This is a genomic window from Geothrix edaphica (assembly GCF_030268045.1).
GTDB lineage: Bacteria > Acidobacteriota > Holophagae > Holophagales > Holophagaceae > Geothrix > Geothrix edaphica.
In genome coordinates this window covers 1,294,390-1,314,071 of sequence record NZ_BSDC01000001.1, presented here as the reverse complement: position 1 = coordinate 1,314,071, position 19,682 = coordinate 1,294,390, and the positions used below count along the sequence as shown (strand labels likewise).

The window sequence follows — 19,682 nt, the reverse complement described above, 5'->3', positions numbered from 1 at the left end:
GGGCCCCTTTTTCGGAGAAGGAAGGGCTTACTTCACTTCCAGCTTGCGGGCTTCCAGCAGGTGTCCCAGGGCTTTCTCCAGGGCTGTGACGGCCTTGGCGTAGGTGATCTGCGACTGGAGCTCGTTGCTCTTGGCGGTGTCCAGGTCGTTCTGCTTGGAGAGCACGAGGAAGTTGGTGCTCATGCCGTTCTCGAACTTCTTCTGCTCGGCCTCGAGGTCCTTCTCCCGGAAGATGCGGGTCTTCTCGGCGGCGGCCACGCCCTTGGCGGAGGCGTCCACATTGCGGAAGGCCTGGCGCACCTCCAGCGTGATGCCCAGCTCCAGGTCGCGGAGGGTCAGCTCACTCTGGCGGCGGTTGGCGCGGGCCTGGGCCTGGCTGCCCCGGGCGGCGCGGTTCTGGATGGGCATGGAGAACTGGAGGCCGACGGCGTAGCCGGGGTAGGCGCCCTTGGTGAGATCCTTGTTGACGGCCGTGAGGCCCTCGGAGGGGATCTGGGAGGCGGCGTTGCCGTTGTAGGTGGCGAAGGCGTCCAGCTGGGGCAGGGTGCGGTTGTTGGCCGCGGTCTCGAGGGCCTGCTTGGATTCCAGGTCGAGGCGGGCGGTCTTCAGCTCGATGCGGTTGGCCAGGGCCTGTTTCTCGGCGGTGGTCTCGTTCAGCTCCAGGGGCTTGATGCCCGGGGCGTCCGCCGGTTCCAGGCCCGCGGGCCGCTCGGAGGAGGGATACAGGGCGCGGATGAGGGCGTCCTTGGCGTTCAGCAGCTGGGCGTCCGCAGCGATGATGTCCTGCTCGCGCTGGGCCACGGACGCTTCGGAGGAGGTCACCTCGATGGGCGCCAGGGTGCCCACCTGCACGCGGATCTGGTTCTCCTTGAGCTGCTTCTGGGCCAGGGCCAGGGCCTGCTGCTTGTTCTCCAGGTTGCGCTGGGCGAAGACCACGTCCCAGTAGAGCGATTCGGTGCTGGCCACCAGGTCGATGATGGCCTTCTGGAAGGAGAGGTCCGCGGCCTGGGCGCTCTTCCGGGCGACGATGAGGCGGCTCTCGGTGGCGTCCCGCCCGAAGCCCTTCAGGAGGCTCTGGGTGTATGTGGCCGAGAAGCTGCCGTCATACGGGTTGGTGGTGAACGGGGTCTCCGGACCGCCATTGACCGTGCCCTTGGTGAAGCGGTAGGTGGGCGCGTAGTTCAGGCTCAGGTTGCCGCCCCAGCCGAAGGCCTTGGTGGAGCCCAGGGTGAAGCTCCGGGCGAAGCTGGTGGTCTCGGAGGAGGTGAAGGGGCCGCCGGGGAAGTTCTGGACACGGCTGGCGTCCTCGGACTTGCCGATGCTCAGGCTGCTGGTGAGGTTCCAGTCGAAGGCGCCCTGCTCGATCGTCAGCCCGGCCCGGGTGAAGTCGCGGGTCTCGACGGCGATCTGCACCTGCAGGTTGTTCTTGAGCGAGGTCTCGATGGCGTTCTGGAGGGTCAGCTTCGGGGCGGCGGGCTTGGCCCCGTCAGCCTTGGGAGCCTCCTGGCCGACCAGGGAGAAGGCCACGAGCAGGGCCGGGAGGATCGGGGGACGCATCATCACCACTCCTTAGTAAGGTCGGAAAGAGCCGCCACGGGGACAAGGTGCCTACGGACGGGCCCGGGGCCGGGTTTAGAAGGCCCCACAGAAGCAGCATGCCGCCCTCGCAAGATGAGGGCAAGGGGATTTCATCATGCGTTGAAAAGACCTACTTCAGCAGTTCCCGGGCGATGACCATGCGCTGGATCTCGCTGGTGCCTTCATAGATGGTGGTCACGCGCACGTCCCGGTAGAGGCGTTCGACGGTGTATTCCCGGGAGTAGCCGTAGCCGCCATGGATCTGCACGGCCCGGTCGCAGATCCAGACGGCGCTCTCCGTGGTGAAGAGCTTGGCCGTGGCGGCCTCCACGGTGCAGGTCCTCCCGGCCCCCTTCAGGGAGGCGGCGCGGTAGACCAGCAGCCGGGCGGCCTGGAGGCGGGCTTCCATCTCCGCCAGGTAGGTCTGGATCATCTGGTGCTCGCCGATGGGCTTGCCGAAGGAGATGCGGGCCTTGGCGTAGGCCACGCTCTCGTCCATGGCCCGCTGGGCGATGCCCAGGGCCTGGGCCGCGATGCCGATGCGTCCGCCATCCAGGCCGCCGAAGGCCACCTTCAGGCCATCGCCGGGCTTGCCCAGCATGGCGTCCTCGGGCACGAAGGCGTCCTCCAGGGCCACCATCACGGTCTTGCTGGAGCGGAGGCCCATCTTCTCCTCGGGCCGGCCCATGACCACGCCCGGCTGGTTTGCATCAAGGATGAAGGCGCTGATGCCCTTCTTGCCCTTGTCGGGGTCCGTGCGGGCCATGGTGACGAAGTACCGGGCCACGCCGCCGTTGGTGATCCAGGCCTTGGCGCCGTTCAGCTTCCACCCGCCGTCCACCCTGGTGGCGCGGGTCTTGAGGGCCGATGCATCGGAGCCGGCATCGGGTTCCGTGAGCATGAAGCCGCCCATCACCTCGCCATTGGCCAAGGGCTTCAGGTACGTCTGCTTCTGCGCCTCGGTGCCGAAAGCCAGGATGGGGGCGCAGGCCACGGAGTTGTTCACGCTCATGGCCACGGCCACGGAGGCGTCGGCGTAGGCCACCTGTTCCAGGGCCAGGATGTAGCTGAGGAAGTCCACGCCCGCGCCGCCGTAGGCCTCGGGGACGGTCATGCCCATGAAGCCCATCTCGCCCAGCTGCTGGAAGATGTCCTTGGCGAATTCCCCGCTGGCGTCGCGGGCCGCGGCCCCGGGCGCGATCTCCGACAGGGCGAAGTCGCGGGCGGCATCGCGGACGGCGGTCTGGTCATCGGTGAACTGGGGAAACATGGGCGCTCCAGGCAATGGCTTCAGGTTAGCAACCCCGCCGAGAGCCTTCCGGAACCTCAGCCATGGCGTGCCGCGGATCACAGACCACGCCTCGGCACGGGCGCCGCCCGCGGACCCGGGGAGCCAGGTCTGTGGCTCCCCGGACCCGCGATTCAGGCCAGCCAGGCCTCGAGGAGCCTCAGCGCCGCCTTGGACCCCTCCCACTTCATCAGGGCGTGGGCCTCATCAAGTCCGCACCACTTGAACTCGCTGTGTTCCAGGGGTTCCAGGCGGACCGGGGCCTCGGCGGGGACTTCCATGGAGAAGCAGGCCTCGGTGTTGAACCGGGGCTCCGCGTCGGGAAAGCGCACGATGGCCGGGTCCACCCAGAAGCTGTGGGAGAGGCCCAGGGGCCGCAGGGTGCCCGTGAGGCCCGTCTCCTCCATCAGCTCGCGGTGGGCCGTCTGCTCAGGCGTCTCGCCGGGCTCCATCATGCCGGTGACACTCTGCCACCAGAGGCCGTGCTCGGGGACGCGCAGCATCATGAGGATCTCCGGGCCATTGGAGCCGCGGCGCCAGGTCAGGGCGGACACGCTGCGGCTGGGCTGACGGACGGGCTGGAGGTCCAGGGCCAGGGAAGCCGTGAGGTGCGCCTGGAGGCGGTCCGCGGCCTCCTCCCAGGTGGGCGCCTCGCCGCCCAGCAGCGAGTGGAGGCTGCATACGCCCTTGTCCGTGAAGCCGCAGGGGGTGATCCAGCGGAAGTGGTCGAGGTTGGGGCGCACATTGAAGGCGATGCCGTGGGTGGTGATCCAGCGGCTGAGGTGGAGGCCGATGGCGCCGAGCTTCTCCAGGCCCCGCGGGGTTTCGACCCAGATGCCCGGCGCGCCCTTGAGTCGATCGGCCACCACGCCGAAATCCGCGGCGGTGCTGATCATGGCCTCTTCCAGGCCACGCACGAGGCGACCCACATCCTCCCGGCCGCCCCGCAGGTTGCAGATGGGATAGGCCACGATCTGGCCGGGCCCGTGATAGGTCACCTCGCCCCCACGGTCCGTGCGATGGACACTCACGCCCTGGGCCGCGAGGAAGTCGTCGCTCATGTGGATGTCCGCTGGCGTGGCGTTTCTGCCCAGCGTGAAGACCGGATCGTGCTCGAGGATGACGAGCTGGTCCGGGTTCCCCTCCTGGCTCACATGGGCCGCCAGGGCCTTCTGCAGCCGGAGCCCCGCGGGATAGAACACCCGGCCGAAGCGGCGGAGCTGGGCGGGGCGGGGGACGGAGAAGCCGGCTTCGGACATGTCTCGAGTGTAGCCGGGGCGACGGTCCGCCCCGGCTCTGGCATGATCGGTGGAAGGATGAGTCTGGATCCTTCCACCATCGGCCGCTTCAAGGTCCTGGGTACGCTCGGCTCCGGCGCGATGGGCACGGTGTACCTGGCGGAGGACCCCCTGCTCAAACGGGCCCTGGCCATCAAGGTGGTGCGGGAGGGTACCGGCGACGCCGAGGTGCTGCTCCGCTTCAAGCGCGAGGCCGAGATCTCGGCCCGGCTGAACCACCCCAACGCGATCACGGTCTTCGATGTGGGCGAGGTGCCGGACCTGGGGCCGTATCTCGTCATGGAATACGTGGAAGGGGAGTCCCTGTCGGATCGGATCCGCCGGGGCTCGCTGGATCCGGACGAGGTGGTCGGCCTGCTGATCCAGGCGGCGGATGCCCTGGCGGCGGTGCATGGCCTGGGCATCCTCCACCGGGACATCAAGCCCGACAACTTCATGGTGGCCAAGGATGGCCGCCTGAAGCTCATGGACTTCGGCATCGCCCGGGGAGACCAGGGCCGCCTGACCACGAGCTCCGCCTTCCTCGGCACGCCGGCCTATGCGGCGCCCGAGGTGCTGAATGGCGCCAGAGCCACGGCGGCCTCCGACCAGTGGGCCCTGGTGCTCACGGCCTTCGAGATGCTGACGGGCACGCTGCCCTTCGCGGCCGACAGCGTGGGTGCCACTCTCTACCGCATCGCGCATGAGCCGCCCGTCTGGCCGCCGGAGTTCAACCCTGACCTGGCGGCCGTCTTCGGGAAGGCCCTGGACAAGGACCCGGGAAAGCGGTTTGCGGACCTGACCGCCTTCCTCCGGGCCCTGATCGAGGCCCTGCCCCTGGAACCGGTGCGCCGGGTGGCCCACCTGGCCCAGCTCGACTCCACGGCGCCGGTGAAGGCCACGGGCACCCTGAGGATCGAGCGCATGGTCCCCGCCGCCGCGCAGAACCGTTGGCTCTGGGGGGGTGGGGTCCTCATCGCCGCCCTGGGGCTCGGGTTCTTCATCTTCCGGTCGGAGCCCAGCCGGGTGCTGTCCATCGAATCGAAACCCGGCGGCGCCGAGGTGTTCCTCGATGGGACCTCCCTTGGGCGGACGCCGCTCCGCCAGGTGGTGGTGAAGGGCAAGGCGGATCTGCTGCGCCTGGAGAAGCCGGACTTTCTGCCTCTGGCCTACCACCTGAAGGCGGAGGACAAGGACCTGGCCCTGCGCCTCCAGCCTGCGCCGTTCCACGTGCAGGTGGCCAGCGAGCCTGCCGGCGCCGAGATCTTCCTGGATGGCGAACCCAAGGGGAGGACGCCCGCGGCCATCGAGATCCCCGGCGAGGGCAGCCATCAGCTGCGCCTCGACCTGGAGGGATACCAGTCCTGGCTCGTCGTGCCGGAGCGCCGCAAGCCCCTGCCGGATCCCATCCATCTCCAGAAACACCGGGGGAAGAAGGGCTCCGGCGACGGCAAGATCAGGAAGTTCTTCAAGGGGATCTTCCAGTAGGAAGCTCTCGGCTGTCAGCGCTCAGCTAAAGAAGCGGCGGCCCAATGGCCGCCGTGCCGTGACTGACAGCCGATAGCTGATAGCTGACAGCAAGTTCCGCCATGATGGATCCATGGCGAGCGTGATCGTGGTGGGTGGTGGTGCGGCGGGGCTGGTGGCGGCCTGGCGGGCGGCCTCGCTGGGGCACGCGGTCACGCTGCTGGAGGCCAACGGCCGCCTGGGCGTGAAGCTCCGCATCAGCGGGGGCGGCAAGTGCAACATCACCCACGCCGGCCCGCCCAAAGCCCTGATGGCGGCCTTTCCCATGGAGCAGGCCCGCTTCCTGCGGCCGTCGCTGCATGCCTTCGACAACCAGGCGGTGCTCGACCTGTTGCGCCGGGAGGGCGTGGAGACGTACACCCGCGAGAATGGCCGCGTGTTCCCCCTGGATCGCCCGGGGAGCGCGGCGGCGGTGGTGGCGGCCTTCGAGACCCTGGCGCATAGGGCGGGCGTGGACGTGCGCACGGGTGCCCGAGTGACGGCCTTGGAGGGCAGGGGCCCCCGCCTGAGGGCCTTGTGCCTGGGCGACGAACGGATCGCCGCGGATGCCTTCATCCTCGCCACCGGGGGCGCCAGCTACCCCGAGACCGGCACTCGGGGCGAGGTGCTGGGATGGCTGAAACAGCTGGGCGTGCCCGTGAAGGCCTGGTTCCCGGCTCTGGCTCCCATCCCCCTGGAGCGCCCCCGTCCTGCCTGGGAGGGTGTGGCCCTGCGCGATGGGGAGCTGCGCCTGAGCGCGGGAATCGGTGGCCGTCGCCTGGGTGCCTTCGCGGGCGACGTCGTGTTCACGAAGACCGGGCTCAGCGGCCCCGCCGCCCTGGAGCTGAGCCAGGCTGTGGAGCGGGCCCGCCGCGACGGCTCAGCCTGGCTTGCCTATGCGTCGAGCATGGACGCGCCTGAGGCTGTGGATGCCACGCTCCAGTCGGAAGCCCGCGCGAATCCCCGGCTGCTGGCGGCCACCTGGGTGCAGCGGCACCTGCCGGAGCGGCTGGTGGATCCCCTCCTGGACGAGGCCGGGATCAGCCGGGCCCTCATGCTGAAGGACCTGTCGAAGGCCGCGCGGAAGGTGCTGGTGGGCCTGGTGACCGCCCTGCCGCTGGGCGAGCCTCAGCCGGTGCCCCTGGCCCGGGGCGAGGTGGCCGCGGGTGGTGTGGCTCTGGCGGCGGTGGATCCCCGCACCATGGCCCTGCGCGGCTGGGAGAACCTGCGGGTCTGCGGCGAGCTGCTGGACATCGACGGCCCGGTGGGGGGCTACAACCTCCAGGCGGCGTTCAGCACAGGCTTTGCGGCGGGGAGCCTCTAGATCCGCCCCGCCAGGTCCACCACCAGCTCGCCGAGCCGGGCCGCATAGCCGGTCTCGTTGTCGTGCCAGCCGAAGACCTTCACGAAGCGCGGGCCGAGCGTCATGGTCAGGCCCAGGTCCATCAGCACGCTCTCCGCCCGCCCGGTGATGTCGCAGCTGACGGCGTGGGGAGGGGCCAGTCCGACCAGGTTCTTCCAGGGGCCCGCGATGGCGGCCTCAAAGGAGGCGTTCACAGCGGCGGCATCCACCTCGCGGCGCAGGGTGGCCACCAGGTCCACCAGGTTCACATTGAGCGTGGGCACGCGGAGGGCCACGCCGTCGAAGGCGGCGGGCAGCCCGGGCATGGCGCGGTGGAGGGCGCCGAAGGCGCTCGAGGTCGTGGGGATGATGCTCTGGAAGGCCGCGCGGGCCCGGCGCAGGTCCTTGTGGGGCAGATCGAGCAGGCGCTGGTCGTTGGTGACCACGTGCACGGTGCTCATCCCGGCGTGCTCGATGCCGAACGCGTCCTCCAGGATCTTCAGCATGGGCGCGGTGGCGTGGGCCGTGCAGCTGGCGTTGGAGATCACGCGGTGCCGGTCGGGGTCGAGGCCGGCGCCGTTCACCGGGTCGATGACCGTGTAGTCCGCATCGGGGCTGGGGGCGCTGATCAGCACATGGGAGACGCGGGCCTTGAGGTGCCTGGCCGCATCCGCCCGCCGGGTGAAGCGCCCGCTGGCCTCCACGACCAGCCGCGTGGAGGCGGGGAAGGGGATCTCCGCCGGGTCGCTGGCATGGAAGAGGGGCACGCGATGGTCGCCCAGGAGGAGGAAGTCCTGGACCCCGTCGGTGAAGCCTTCGATGGGCCGGTCCGCGGGGCCGTGGACCGAGTCGTATCTCAGCAGGTGGACCAGCTGCTCCAGGGGCGCCGGATCGTTCACGGCGCCCAGGAGGCCGGGCCTGGAGGCGCCGAGTCGACGCACCAGCAGGCGGCCGATGCGGCCGAGGCCATTCAGTGCCAGGGTATTCATCGACTAGAGGCGCTCCAGCACATGCACGCAGAGGTCCTTCAGGCGGGCGGCGTAGCCGAACTCGTTGTCGTACCAGGCGAAGACCTTGATCAGCCGGGGACCCAGCAGCTTCGTGAGGTAGGGGTCGTACAGGCTGCTGGCGGTCCGGCCCCGCAGGTCCGCGCTCACCAGCTCCGCGTCGAGGACCTCCAGGTAGGGCGCCAGGGGACCCGTCTCGGCGGCCCGGCGGAAGGCCTCCTGCACGGCCTCCAGGGTGGCGTCGGACTTGAGGGTCGCGGTGAGGTCGACGATGCTCACGTCGGGGGTGGGGACCCGCACCGCCAAGCCGTCCATGCGGCCCTTGAGGTGGGGCAGTACCAGGCCGATGGCCTTGGCGGCCCCGGTGCTGGTGGGGATCATGCTGAGGGCCGCGGCCCGGGCCCGGCGCAGGTCCTTGTGGGGCAGGTCGAGCAGGCGCTGGTCGTTGGTGTAGCTGTGCACCGTGGTCATGAAGCCGTATTCGATGCCGAAGGCCTCATCCATCACTTTCACGACCGGACCCAGGCAGTTGGTCGTGCAGCTGGCGTTGGAGATCACGTGTTCGGTGGCGAGATCGAGCGTTGTCTCGTTCACGCCCATGACCACCGTGCGATCGGCATCATCGGACGGGGCGCTGATCAGCACATGGCTGACGCTGCCCTGGAGATGGACGGCCGCCTGGGCGCGCTTGGTGAACCTCCCCGTGCACTCCAGCACCACCTGGGCGCCCTGGGCACCGAAGGGGATGAGCTGGGGATCCTTCTCCGCGTAGACCCGGATGCGGCGGCCATCCAGCACCAGGTAGTCCCCGTCGGAGGCCACGGGGAAGTCCGCAGACCCGTGGACCGAGTCGTACTTCATGAGGTGGGCGAGCGTGGCCGCGTCGGTGAGGTCGTTCACCGCCACCACCCGGACATGGGGAACCTTCATCAGGTGCCTCAGCACCAACCGCCCGATCCGCCCCAGTCCATTGATGGCCACCTTCTTCATGGCGCCCTCCGAACCCCTGTTGTACCGGTCCCGGGCGACGCTGTCGAAAGAAAAGGCGGCGCGGTATGCGAAATGAAAAACCCGGCCAGGCCGGGTTCTCGTCCGTCGGCGGGGCCGAGGGTCAACTCGCGAGGCTCACGCGCCTGAGCCGGCTGGGGGGGGCCTCCAGCTTCTTGGCGAGGGTGTTCCGGTGGATGCCCAGCTCGCGGGCGGCGGCACTGTGGTTTCCGGCGTGGGCGGCCAGCACCTCCTCGAGGTACACCCGCTCGAACTCCCGCCGGGCCAGTTCCAGAGTCACTCCGCCACGCACCATTTCGGCCACGAGGATACGCAGCTTTTCGCGCATGCCATCTTCTCCATCAACCGTATCGGGAGAACGAAGGTAGCACCGCGGTGACAAGAGTGAAAGCCCCGTGACAACTTCAAAACGCAGGCGCAGACTGTGGAAAAGTGTGTGGAATGCCTGTGCAGGCGACGGGAGTAGATGTGCGCAAGACCAAACTGGTGATGACCTTGGGACCGGCCTTGATGCTGGGTGACCGTCTGCGGGAAGCCCTCCGCGAGGCCGATGCGGTCCGGCTGAACGCCAGCCACGGGGATCCTGAGACCCGCCTGGTGGCCCTCGAGAAGGTGCGGGCCATCGCCGTCGAGCTGGGCCGCTCCATTCCCGTGTTCCTGGATCTCCAGGGGCCGAAGTGGCGGGTGGGCCTGCTGGAGGCGCCCGTCGACCTGGCGGAGGGCAGCGAAGGGGTCTTCTACGCACCCGGGACGGCGGTCCCGGCGGGCCTCGCGTGGGCCGCCCCCCTGCCTCACCCGGAGCTCTTCGAAGGGGCGGAACCCGGCCAGGATTGGCTCCTTGACGACGGGGCCATCACGGTGAAGATCCTCGCCAAGGGTCCGGAGCTGCTGAGGGCCAGGGTGATCATCGGCGGGCCCCTGAAGGCGAGGAAGGGCGTCCATCCCATCGGCATGGACATCAACATGGACCCCCTCACCGAAAAGGATCACGCCGACATCCGCTGGGGCGTGGAGCACGAGGTGGACCTTTTTGCCCAGAGCTTTGTCCGCCGGGCCTCCGATGTTCAGCAACTCCAGGCCATCATCCAGCACCTGGGCGGCACCCAGCCCATCATCGCGAAGATCGAGCACCCGACGGCCCTCGCCCACCTGGGTGAGATCCTCGATGTGTCCTGGGGCGTGATGGTGGCCCGCGGCGATCTGGGCGTGGAACTGGGTGTGGAGCGGGTTCCGGGCCTCCAGAAGCAGATCATCAAGGCCGCCCGCAAGGCCCTCAAGCCCGTGATCACCGCCACCCAAATGCTGGAGAGCATGATCGAGCACGCCCAGCCCACGCGGGCCGAGGCCAGCGATGTGGCCAACGCCATCTGGGACGGCACCGACGCTGTGATGCTCAGCGCCGAGAGCGCCACCGGCGCCCATCCCGTGGAGGCCGTCAAGTGGCTGGCCCGCATCGCCGCTGAGGCCGACTCCAATGTGAAGCAGCGCACGCTCACGCTGCCCGAGGAGCTGGCGGAAAAGGTCCTCTCCCGCACGGACATCTCCGTGGCCTTCGCCGCCTGCCGCACGGCGGACGAGATCAACGCCCGCTGGATCGTCGCCTTCACCGAGGGCGGCGGCACGGCCCGCATGGTGAGCCGGCTGGCGGGCCGCACCCCCGTGCTGGGCGCCACTGTGGATGAGGTCACCGCCCGGCGCATGGGCCTGCTGCGCGGCGTCACCGCCCTGATGATCCCCCGCGTCAGCAGCACGGATGAGATGGTGGCCGTGGTCCGTGAGCTCCTGGCGGCCAAACACGAGCTGGTGAGCCTCGACCGGGTCGTCATGACCATGGGCCTGCCCTTGTGGAAGACGGGGAGCACGAACACCATGAAGGTGATGACCTTCTGAAGGAGGGCCCATGAGCCTCACGCGACCCCTGCCCGGTGAATACGCCGAAGGCTACGCGACCTACATCGCCGAAGCCGGTGAGGGCGATGTGCTGGCCCTGCTCCAGGGCCAGATGGGCGAGGTGGCCGCCCTGTTCGCGGGGCTGTCCGAAACCCAGGGCGCGTTCCGCTACGCCCCCGGCAAGTGGAGCCTGAAGGACCTGCTCCTGCACCTGAGCGACGCCGAGCGCATCTTCGCGTACCGCTGCCTGCGCATCGGCCGGGGGGACGCCACGCCCATGCCGGGCTTCGAGGAGGATGCCTACGCCGCCGCCGCCCAGGCCGATGCGCGCACGGTGGCCGACCTGCTGGCGGATTTCCGCGCGGTCCGCACGGCCAGCCTCACCCTCTTCCGCGGCCTGCCGGACGGAGCCTGGGGCAACCAGGGCACCACCAACCACCGCGCCATCACCGCCCGCTGCATCCCCTACATCGCGCTGGGCCACGCCGCGCATCATCTGACGGTGATCCGGGAGCGCTACCTGCCGGCGCTGAAGTAGTCCTTCCACCCGTCCAGGGCGTCCGCCAGCTTCTCCAGCTGCGTGGTTTCCGTGGTGCGGAACCGGCTCACCAGCTTCCAGCCCTGGGCCACCTTCTGGTAGCGGTGTAGCCAGAGGGAAGGGCCCTCCCAGTCGCCTTCCGGGTCGGTCCTCGTCCTCACGAGGAAGGCAACCGTGGTCCAGGGGCCCCGGGCCAGGAAGCGCCGGCCAAGCTCCTGGATGCCGGACTCCTCGTCGGATTCCAGCACCAGGTCATCGAGATCCGGGATGATCATGGGAACACCTCATGCAGTGACCTCATCCTAGATCCCTGGAGGCGTCTTCGTGGAAAAGCTCATGGGTTTCGTCGGCGCCGCCCTGGGCAGCCTGGCGGGGTGGTACCTCGGGGCGCTAGTCGGGGTGACGACAGGCGTTGTGCTCAGCATGGTGGGCACGGGGGCCGGGATCTGGGCCGGGCGCTGGGCCGCGCGGCGGTGGCTGGAGTCCTGACCGGCCTTTGAGCTTTTTCCGCCCCCGTGGTTCCATTCCAGTCATGCGGATCGAATGCATCGCCATCGGGACCGAACTGCTCACCACGCGGCGCCTCGACACCAACTCGGTGTGGCTGGGCGAGCGCCTGGCGGGCCTCGGCCTGGCCTTCCACCGCAAAACAGCCGTGGGGGACAGCCGGGAGGACCTGGCTGCGCTCTTCCGCGAGGCCCTGCTCCGCTCCGACCTCATCGTCACCACGGGCGGCCTGGGGCCCACCTTCGACGACTTCACGAAGGAGTGCTTCGCGGAGGTCCTGGGCGTGGAACTCCTCGAGGACGCACAGAGCCGCGAGGACATGCTGGCCTTCTATGCCGCCCGGAAGCGGGTGCCGGCCGCCTCCAACTTCAAGCAGGCCTTGCTGCCCGCGGGTGCCGAGGCCCTGCGCAACCCCGTGGGGACCGCGCCCGGCGTGTGGTGGGAGGCTCCCCCGGCCCATCCCGGGGCGCGCATTGTGATGCTGCCCGGGGTGCCCCGCGAGATGAAGCGCATGTGGGAGGAGCAGGTGGAGCCCCGCCTGCGCGGCCTGGCCGGAGCGCCTGTCCACACGCTGCGCATGGTGGTGGCCGGCGTGCCCGAGAGCACCCTGGACGAGCGCACCCGCGAGGCCCGGGAGAGGCACGGCCACCTGGACTGGACCATTCTCGCCAGCCTCACCCAGGTGGAGCTGCTGGCCCGGGGGGCCGAACCCGCTGCCCTCGAGGCGGCCCGGGCCGACTTCCTGCCCGTGCTGGGCGAGGACCTTGTGGGGGTGGGGGCGGGCAACCTCGAGGATGCGGTGTTGGAAGGCCTGAAGACCCGGGGTGAGACCCTTGCGGTGGCGGAGAGCGTCACAGGCGGCCTGCTGGCGTCCCGGCTCACGGCCATCCCCGGGGCCAGCGAGGTGTTCCTCGGCGGCGCCACGGTCTATACCGCGACGGCCAAGACCGCGCTCCTGGGCCTGGATGCGAGGCGCCTGGCGCAGGAGGGCACCGTGTCCGAAGCCACCAGCCGCGCGCTGGCGGAGGCCGTGCGGAACCGGCTGGGCGCCACCTGGGGACTGGGGCTTACCGGCAATGCCGGACCCGGCGCCGAAGGAGGCGCGCCCGCGGGCGCCCTGTTCATCGCCCTTGCCGGGCCCGGTGGGACCGTCTCGAAAGCCCTGGCCATTTCCGGCGACCGGCTGGACGTGCAATTGAGGGGCATGGCCGCGGCCCTGGACCTGCTGCGGCGGACCATCCGGAACGGCTGATACACTGCGTCCATGCCATCGACGCTCGTGCCTTCTCCGGTCCTCTGGTGTCTCGCCGCCTTCCTGTGCGGCAGCATCCCCTTCGGCCTCCTGCTGGTGAAGCTGGCCGGGAAGGGGGATGTGCGCGCCCACGGCAGCGGCAACATCGGCGCCACCAATGTGAGCCGGGTGGGTGGCAAGGCCCTGGGCGCCGTCACCCTGCTCCTGGACATCGCCAAGGGATTCCTGCCCGTGTTCCTGGCCAAGAAGGCGGGCGTGGGCGTGGACCTGCTGGCCCTCCTGGCCCTGGCTGCGGTTCTGGGCCACGTGTTCACTCCCTGGCTGAAGTTCCAGGGCGGGAAGGGTGTCGCCACGGCCCTTGGCGTGATCCTGGCCGCGGATGCCTCCATGATGCTCCTGCCCATGGGCACCTTCCTCCTCGCCCTCTGGCTCACCCGCCACGTCAGCCTGGGCAGCATCCTGGCGGCGGCCATGGTGCCGGTGCAGCTCTTCCTGACCCGGGGCCCGCACAGGCCCCTGGCGGAGCTGCTCGGCCAGGGCCCGGCGCCGGTCCTCCCCTGGGCGGCCCTTGCCATCCTGGTCATCTGGAAGCACCGGGAGAACATCCTGCGCCTGCAGGCGGGCACCGAATCCAAGCTCTGGGGTGCCAAGAAGGAGGACGCGCATGTCCAGGGCTGACATCGGCGTCTTCGGTTCCGGCGCCTGGGGCACGGCCCTGGCCATCACCTGGGCCCGGGCGGGCGCCAAGGTGGCGCTGTGGGGCAGCTTCCCCGACGAAATGGCCCAGATGGCCGCCACGCGGCGGCACCTGCGGCTCAAGGACGTCGAATTTCCTGATCGGCTGGAAACCTCGGACGATCCGGCGGCCGCCTTCGCCGCCCCGCTCTGGATCTCCGCCATGCCCACCCAGGTGACTCCCGATGCCTGGCGCAGCCTGCGGCCCAAGGCGCCGGGTGCCCCCGAGCTGGTGATCCATGTCAGCAAGGGCATCCTCCAGAGCACGCACCAGACGCTCTCCCAGGCGCTGACCGGTGTGCTGGATGTGCCCGTGGGCGCCCTCTCCGGGCCCACCTTCGCGGACGAGGTCAGCCGCGGCGTGCCTTCCGCCATCGTGCTGGCCCTGCCGGGCACCGTGTCCGACGCCCGGGCCAAGGCCCTCCAGGCCCAGCTGGCCTCCGAGAAGCTGCGCATCTACCTCAGCCGCGATGTGGTGGGCACGGAGCTCTGCGGCGCCCTCAAGAACGTCCTCGCCATCGCCGCAGGCCTGGTGGACGGCCTGAAGCTGGGCTACAACGCCCGGGCGGCCCTCATCACCCGGGGCCTGGCCGAGATGGCCCGGCTGGTGGAGGTGTTGGGCGGCCAGCCCTCCACGGTGATGGGCCTGGCCGGCATGGGGGACCTGCTCCTCACGGCCACGGGACCGCAAAGCCGCAACCGCACCTTCGGCGAGCTGGTGGGGCAGGGGCACAGCGTGGAGGCGGCCCGGGACGCCCTCGGTGGCCAGATCATCGAGGGCATGTTCACCACCGAGGCCGCCCTGGCCCTGGCCAAGGAGCACGGCCTCGACCTGCCCATCGCCGCCGAGGTCCAGCGCCTCCTCAACGGCGAGCGCCCCGAGGAAGCCGTGCGGCGGCTGATGACCCGCTCGCTGAAGTCCGAGTGACCTGGAGGCCGCCATGGCCGATCCGTTCCGTTTCCGAGTGAACCAGCACGGCCCGGCGGGCTCACCTGTCCGTGAGGCCTTCACGCCAGCGGAGCCGAAGCCGGGCTGGGTGCGTCTTGAGCTGAAGGCCATGGCGCTGAACCGCCTGGACCTCTGGACCACAGAGGGCATTCCGGGCTTCCCGCTGCCGCTGCCCCTCACGCCCGGTTGTGACGGGGCGGGGGTGATCGCCGCCGTGGGCGAGGGGACGGTCCTCCCCCCAGGCGTCGAGGTCGGCGGCAGCGCGATGATCGCGCCGGGGCTGAGCTGCGGCGTCTGTTCCGCCTGCCTGCGGGGCGACGACATGCTCTGCCCCTCCTACGGCGTGCTGGGTCACGTCTGCGACGGCACGGCGGCCACCCACGTGCTGGTGCCCGCGGCCAACCTCCTGCCCATCCCCGGCAACTGGGACTTCGAGCAGGCGGCGGCGTTCCCCCTGGTCTTCCTCACGGCCTGGGAGATGCTCGTCCACAAGGCGGCCCTGCGGCCCGGCGAGACCGTGCTGGTGTGGGGCGGGGGCAGCGGGGTGGGCAGCGCGGCCATCCAGCTGGTGAGGGCCCTGGGTGGCTCCGCCATCGCCGTGGTGGGCAGCGAGGCGAAGGCCATGAAGTGCTGGGACCTGGGGGCCGAGCATGTGCTGGTCCGGGAGGACCTGAAGGCTCTGGCCGCCAAGGTGCGTGAGCTGACAGGCAAGCGCGGGGTGGACGTGGTCTTCGAGCACACGGGCGCCGTCACCTGGGGCACGAGCATGGCCGTCTGCGCCCGGGGGGGCCGCATCGTCACCTGCGGTGCCACCACGGGCCCGGAGACCCCCTTCAACCTGCAGGCTCTCTTCGCCAAGCAGCTCCAGGTCCGCGGCTCGTACATGGGGCGCCGGGAACATCTCTGGACCCTGCTCTCGCTGCTGAAACGCAACCCCACCAACCCGCCCTTCCGCCCCGTGCTCGACCGTGTCTTCGACCTGGCCGAGTACCCCGAGGCCCAGCGTCACCTCGAAGCCGGCCAGGGCTTCGGCAAAGTGGTCTGCCGGGTGTCCTGATGCTGCGCAACCTGCCCCTTCCGGAAGGCTCCACCTTCACCTGGGTCGACCTGGTGGATCCCACGACCGCCGAGATGGCCGAGGTGGCCGAACGCTATGGCCTCCACCCGGCGGCCGTACGGGATCTGCTCAATCAGCCCCACCTGCCCAAGTACGAGCGCCTCCCGGGCCAGCAGCTGCTCATCCTCCGGGCCTACGACGAGTTGGCCAAGCGGGGCGACACCATCCAGGCCATGACCCGCCGCCTGGTGGTGCTGATGATGGAAGGCGTCATCATCACCGTCCACCGGCGGGAACAGCCGTTTTTCGCTGAAGCCGCTCAGCGCGCGGCGACCGGGCAGGCCCTTCGTCCGGAACAGCTGGTGCTCTCCCTGTGTGCGAGGGCCGTGAAGTCCTTCGACGAGCCCCTGAAGGAGAGCGAGGAGAAGCTCGACCAGATCGAGGCCACGCTCTTCAACCGCAAGGTCCCGCACCTGGGGATCAAGCAGATCTATGGGCTCAAGCGCCGCTGCGCCGTTATCAAGCGGACCCTGGGGCGCATTACCACGGCCCTGGGCCCCTTCAAGGAACAGGTCAGGGACGACCAGGGGCTGCTGGCGGATGTGGTGGAGGAGGCCGATCGCCTGCACACCTGGGCGGACGAGCTGCTGGAGAACGCCACCCACCTGATGAATCTGGAGATCAACCTGGCCAGCCAGCGCACCAACGAGGTGATGCGGGTGCTCACGGTCTTCAGCGCCTTCTTCCTGCCCCTGACCTTCATCGCCGGTGTCTACGGCATGAACTTCAAGCGGATGCCGGAGCTGGAGCACCGTCTCGGGTACCCCCTGGTGATCGGCGCCATGCTGCTCACGGCCCTGGCCATCTGGGCCTGGTTCCGGCGCAAGGGGTGGCTGCGGTAATCGCCTGCTGCCTCCCTGCGGTCAAGCGGTTAGACTGATACGTTTGCGTAAGGAGTCCCCGTGAAAGTCCTCATCCTGGGTGTCAACGGCTTCATCGGTTCCCACCTGGTGGACCGCATCATGCAGGACACGGACTGGGAGGTCTACGGCCTGGACCTCGGCACCCACAAGGTGGCGGACCACCTGACCAACCCCCGCTTCCACTTCGTGGAGGGGGACGTGACCATCTCCAAGGAATGGATCGAATACCACATCAAGAAGTGCGACGTGGTGCTGCCCCTGGTGGCCATCGCGACGCCGAAGGTCTACGTGACCGACCCCCTGCGCGTCTTCGAGCTGGACTTCGAGGAGAACCTCCGCGTGGTCCGGCAGTGCGTGAAGTACAAGAAGCGCGTGGTCTTCCCCAGCACCTCCGAGGTCTACGGCATGTGCCCCGACGCGGAGTTCGACGAGCACGAGTCGCCGCTGGTGACGGGCCCCATCCCCATGAACCGCTGGATCTACAGCACCAGCAAGCAGCTGCTGGACCGCGTGATCTGGGCCTACGGCTTCCAGCAGGGCCTGCGCTTCACGCTCTTCCGCCCCTTCAACTGGATGGGCCCCAAGCTCGACAGCCTGAACACCGCCAAGGAGGGCAGCAGCCGCCTGGTGACGCAGTTCAGCTGGAACCTGTTCAACGGGGAGCCTCTGCAGCTGGTGGACGGCGGCACTGCCCGCCGCTGCTTCATCGACGTGGCCGACGCCATGGACGGCCTCATGTCCATCCTCCGCAACGAGGGCGGCAAGGCCGATGGCCAGATCTTCAACATCGGCAACCCCGCCAACGACTTCAGCGTGCGTGAGATCGCCGAGCAGATGATCGCCATCTGGAAGGACCATCCCTTCCGCATCGAGCGCGGCATTCCCGAAGGCCGCATGGTCGAAGTGGGCAGCGGCGACTTCTACGGCAAGGGCTACCAGGATGTGGCCCGCCGGACCCCCAGCATCAAGCGCATGCAGGCCGCCTTCGGATTCGAACCCAAGGTGACCATGAAGGATTCGCTGAAGAAGGCCATCGACTTCTTCGTGGAAGAGCACAAGGCCCTGGAGAAGGTCGTCGAGACCGAGAACTGATCCCCAGCCTGGGCCCATGACGCGCCGCGAACGCACCTACCTCCTCGTCCTCTGGTTCTTCCTGGGCCTGCTGCCCCTGCTGGTGCGGCCCCTGTGGGAGCCGGACGAGGGACGCTATGCGGAGATTCCGCGGGAGATGCTGGCCACGGGCGACTGGCTGACGCCCCGACTCAACGGGGTGCTCTACTTCGAGAAACCGCCCCTCCAGTACTGGCTGTCCGCCATCAGCATGAAGCTCTTCGGCCTGAACGGCGCCGCGGCGCGCCTGCCCCTGGCCCTGGCCTCGGGACTCCTGATCTGGGCGGCCTGGCGCCTGGCCAAGCGGTTGGGCGCGCGGGATGCGCGCTGGGCCCCGTTCATGGCCGCCACCGGCCTGCTGGCCTTCCTGGTGGGGCAGCTTCTCACCCTCGATGCCCTCTTCAGCGCCTTCCTGGTGGCGGCCCTGGCCGCCTTCGTGGAGGCCGTGGCCCGGCGCCGGGAAGGACAGGGCGCCCTGGGCTGGACGCTGCTGGCGTTCCTCTTCATGGCGGGCGCGATGCTCACCAAGGGCCTGGCCCAGGTGATCCTCATGGGCGGTATCCTGGTGTTCTCGCTGCCCTTCGCCTGGAAGGATGCGGCCCTGCGCCGGGCCGTGCTGCGCACGGGATTCAATCCCCTCGGCTGGCTGCTCTACCTCGTCCTGGTGGCGCCCTGGTTCTGGTTCGTGGACCGGGCCAACCCCGGCCACGCCCAGTACTTCTTCATCCACGAGCACTTCACCCGCTTCCTCACCCATGAGCACGCGCGTCAGGGCTCCAACAACTGGCTGCTCGACAAGCTCTACTTCCTCGGCATCCTCGCGGTGGGCCTGCTGCCCTGGCTGTCGGCGACGTCCGTGGGGTTGAAGCGCACTTGGGCCTTCCTGGCGGGCCGCGGCCCCCGGAGCACGGACCACCTCGCCCGGTGGATCGTCGGGACCACCGCGGTGGGTTTCCTCTGGCCCCTGGCCTTCTTCAGCCTGTCCGGCTCCAAGCTCCCGCCCTACATCCTGCCGGTGCTCGCGCCGCTGGCGGCCCTGGCCTGCGCGTTCGAGCGTGAGGGCGAGGAGCCGACCGCCCTGCGCCGGATGGGCTGGGAATTGCTTGGGCTCGGCACCCTCTTCCTGGTCGGGGCCGTCCTTTTCCGCAGCGAGCTGGGCGCCCCCGGTTGGCTGGTGGTCCTGGGCCTCGCCTTCGCGGGGCTCGGCCTCTGGGCCCGCGGGCGGAGGGGCCTGACCGGGCCGCGCCTGATGGCCGTGCTGGGCGCCGCGCTCTGGCTGCTGATCCTCAGCGCCCAGGCCGCCGTGGGCCCAGGCAAGTCCGTCGCCGGGCTGGTGCGGGCCGTCCCCGGACCCGCCCAGTGGATCAGCTACGGCAACTACTTCCAGGGACTGCCGTTCTACGCCCGCACCCGGGTCGTGGTGGTCGCCGGGACCGGGGAGCTGGCCTTTGGCCGGAGGCACCTGGCCGATGCCCCCCGGTGGTTCAACGAGGATCCCGGCGCCCTGGACGCCGTGGCCGATCGCATGAAGGAGGCGGATCCATCCCGGCCGGTCTTCGTGATGGCCAAGGATGCCACCTGGAGGCAGCTCACCCCCGAGGAGCGGGCGCGCTGGGAGGAAGTTGCCCGCAGCCCGGCTGCCGTGGTGGCGCGGCGGCGGTAGGGGCTGAGCCTACTTTACGGCCTCTTTCTCGGACTCCCTTCGGGAGTGCCGA

General features: G+C 69.4%; 18 protein-coding genes. 11 read left to right on the top strand and 7 right to left on the bottom strand.

All coding sequences use genetic code 11. The features are described 5' to 3' along the window. Positions 1 to 27: 27 nt before the first annotated feature. The 3 genes from QSJ30_RS05915 to lipB all read right to left on the bottom strand — a co-directional run bounded on the left by QSJ30_RS05915 (position 28) and on the right by lipB (position 4,125). A complete protein-coding gene (locus QSJ30_RS05915) occupies positions 28 to 1,560 on the bottom strand; it encodes a TolC family protein (protein WP_285607404.1) in 1,533 nt (510 codons plus the stop codon). A gap of 148 nt (positions 1,561 to 1,708) precedes the next feature. Then, complete coding sequence (locus QSJ30_RS05910) at positions 1,709 to 2,848, bottom strand: acyl-CoA dehydrogenase family protein (RefSeq protein WP_285607402.1); 1,140 nt, start codon at positions 2,846 to 2,848, stop codon at positions 1,709 to 1,711. A gap of 152 nt (positions 2,849 to 3,000) precedes the next feature. Continuing rightward, the gene (gene lipB / locus QSJ30_RS05905) at positions 3,001 to 4,125 is read right to left on the bottom strand and encodes a lipoyl(octanoyl) transferase LipB (protein WP_285607399.1); all 1,125 of its coding nucleotides are present in this window, start codon (positions 4,123 to 4,125) and stop codon (positions 3,001 to 3,003) included. Between the two features lie 57 nt (positions 4,126 to 4,182). On the opposite strand from lipB, the gene QSJ30_RS05900 reads away from it, so the two are divergent. After that, complete coding sequence (locus QSJ30_RS05900; protein ID WP_285607397.1) at positions 4,183 to 5,631, top strand: serine/threonine-protein kinase; 1,449 nt, start codon at positions 4,183 to 4,185, stop codon at positions 5,629 to 5,631. 112 nt (positions 5,632 to 5,743) lie between these two features. Further along, complete coding sequence (locus tag QSJ30_RS05895) at positions 5,744 to 6,973, top strand: aminoacetone oxidase family FAD-binding enzyme (protein ID WP_285607395.1); 1,230 nt, start codon at positions 5,744 to 5,746, stop codon at positions 6,971 to 6,973. Here the strand turns inward: QSJ30_RS05895 and QSJ30_RS05890 are convergent. The 3 genes from QSJ30_RS05890 to QSJ30_RS05880 all read right to left on the bottom strand — a co-directional run bounded on the left by QSJ30_RS05890 (position 6,970) and on the right by QSJ30_RS05880 (position 9,334). Next, positions 6,970 to 7,980, bottom strand: a complete 1,011-nt coding sequence (locus QSJ30_RS05890) for a type I glyceraldehyde-3-phosphate dehydrogenase (protein WP_285607393.1) — start codon at positions 7,978 to 7,980, stop codon at positions 6,970 to 6,972. The two genes, QSJ30_RS05895 and QSJ30_RS05890, sit on opposite strands and share 4 nt — an antisense overlap. Positions 7,981 to 7,983: 3 nt before the next feature. Then, complete coding sequence (gap, locus tag QSJ30_RS05885) at positions 7,984 to 8,988, bottom strand: type I glyceraldehyde-3-phosphate dehydrogenase (protein ID WP_285607391.1); 1,005 nt, start codon at positions 8,986 to 8,988, stop codon at positions 7,984 to 7,986. 121 nt (positions 8,989 to 9,109) lie between these two features. Then, positions 9,110 to 9,334 carry a helix-turn-helix domain-containing protein gene (locus QSJ30_RS05880; protein ID WP_285607389.1) on the bottom strand — a complete coding sequence of 75 codons (225 nt, stop codon included), beginning with the start codon at positions 9,332 to 9,334 and terminating at the stop codon, positions 9,110 to 9,112. A 140-nt stretch (positions 9,335 to 9,474) separates the two neighbouring features. On the opposite strand from QSJ30_RS05880, the gene pyk reads away from it, so the two are divergent. Together pyk and QSJ30_RS05870 are read left to right on the top strand one after the other, a co-directional pair. After that, positions 9,475 to 10,896, top strand: a complete 1,422-nt coding sequence (pyk, locus tag QSJ30_RS05875; protein ID WP_285607386.1) for a pyruvate kinase — start codon at positions 9,475 to 9,477, stop codon at positions 10,894 to 10,896. 10 nt (positions 10,897 to 10,906) lie between these two features. Continuing rightward, entirely contained in the window at positions 10,907 to 11,434 is a 528-nt protein-coding gene (locus QSJ30_RS05870; protein WP_285607385.1) for a DinB family protein, read from the top strand. On the opposite strand, the gene QSJ30_RS05865 is transcribed toward QSJ30_RS05870, so the two are convergent. Continuing rightward, complete coding sequence (locus QSJ30_RS05865) at positions 11,413 to 11,709, bottom strand: hypothetical protein (RefSeq protein WP_285607383.1); 297 nt, start codon at positions 11,707 to 11,709, stop codon at positions 11,413 to 11,415. The two genes, QSJ30_RS05870 and QSJ30_RS05865, sit on opposite strands and share 22 nt — an antisense overlap. Positions 11,710 to 11,966: 257 nt before the next feature. On the opposite strand from QSJ30_RS05865, the gene QSJ30_RS05860 reads away from it, so the two are divergent. From QSJ30_RS05860 to QSJ30_RS05830, 7 genes are read left to right on the top strand one after another with little or no spacing between them, the layout of a single operon-like run. Continuing rightward, positions 11,967 to 13,193, top strand: coding sequence for a CinA family nicotinamide mononucleotide deamidase-related protein (locus QSJ30_RS05860; RefSeq protein ID WP_285607381.1), 1,227 nt, complete (start codon positions 11,967 to 11,969; stop codon positions 13,191 to 13,193). Positions 13,194 to 13,205: 12 nt separating this feature from the next. Next, entirely contained in the window at positions 13,206 to 13,871 is a 666-nt protein-coding gene (gene plsY, locus QSJ30_RS05855; RefSeq protein WP_285607379.1) for a glycerol-3-phosphate 1-O-acyltransferase PlsY, read from the top strand. Next, positions 13,858 to 14,856, top strand: a complete 999-nt coding sequence (locus tag QSJ30_RS05850) for an NAD(P)H-dependent glycerol-3-phosphate dehydrogenase (protein WP_285607377.1) — start codon at positions 13,858 to 13,860, stop codon at positions 14,854 to 14,856. Before plsY ends, QSJ30_RS05850 begins: the two co-directional genes overlap by 14 nt. Positions 14,857 to 14,869: 13 nt before the next feature. Then, positions 14,870 to 15,934, top strand: coding sequence for a zinc-binding dehydrogenase (locus QSJ30_RS05845; RefSeq protein ID WP_285607375.1), 1,065 nt, complete (start codon positions 14,870 to 14,872; stop codon positions 15,932 to 15,934). Next, positions 15,934 to 16,836, top strand: coding sequence for a CorA family divalent cation transporter (locus QSJ30_RS05840; protein WP_285607373.1), 903 nt, complete (start codon positions 15,934 to 15,936; stop codon positions 16,834 to 16,836). Before QSJ30_RS05845 ends, QSJ30_RS05840 begins: the two co-directional genes overlap by 1 nt. Before the next feature lie 60 nt (positions 16,837 to 16,896). Next, a complete protein-coding gene (locus tag QSJ30_RS05835) occupies positions 16,897 to 17,949 on the top strand; it encodes a bifunctional UDP-4-keto-pentose/UDP-xylose synthase (protein ID WP_285607371.1) in 1,053 nt (350 codons plus the stop codon). A gap of 16 nt (positions 17,950 to 17,965) precedes the next feature. Further along, positions 17,966 to 19,630, top strand: coding sequence for a glycosyltransferase family 39 protein (locus QSJ30_RS05830; RefSeq protein ID WP_285607368.1), 1,665 nt, complete (start codon positions 17,966 to 17,968; stop codon positions 19,628 to 19,630). The last annotated feature ends 52 nt before the right edge of the window (positions 19,631 to 19,682 follow it).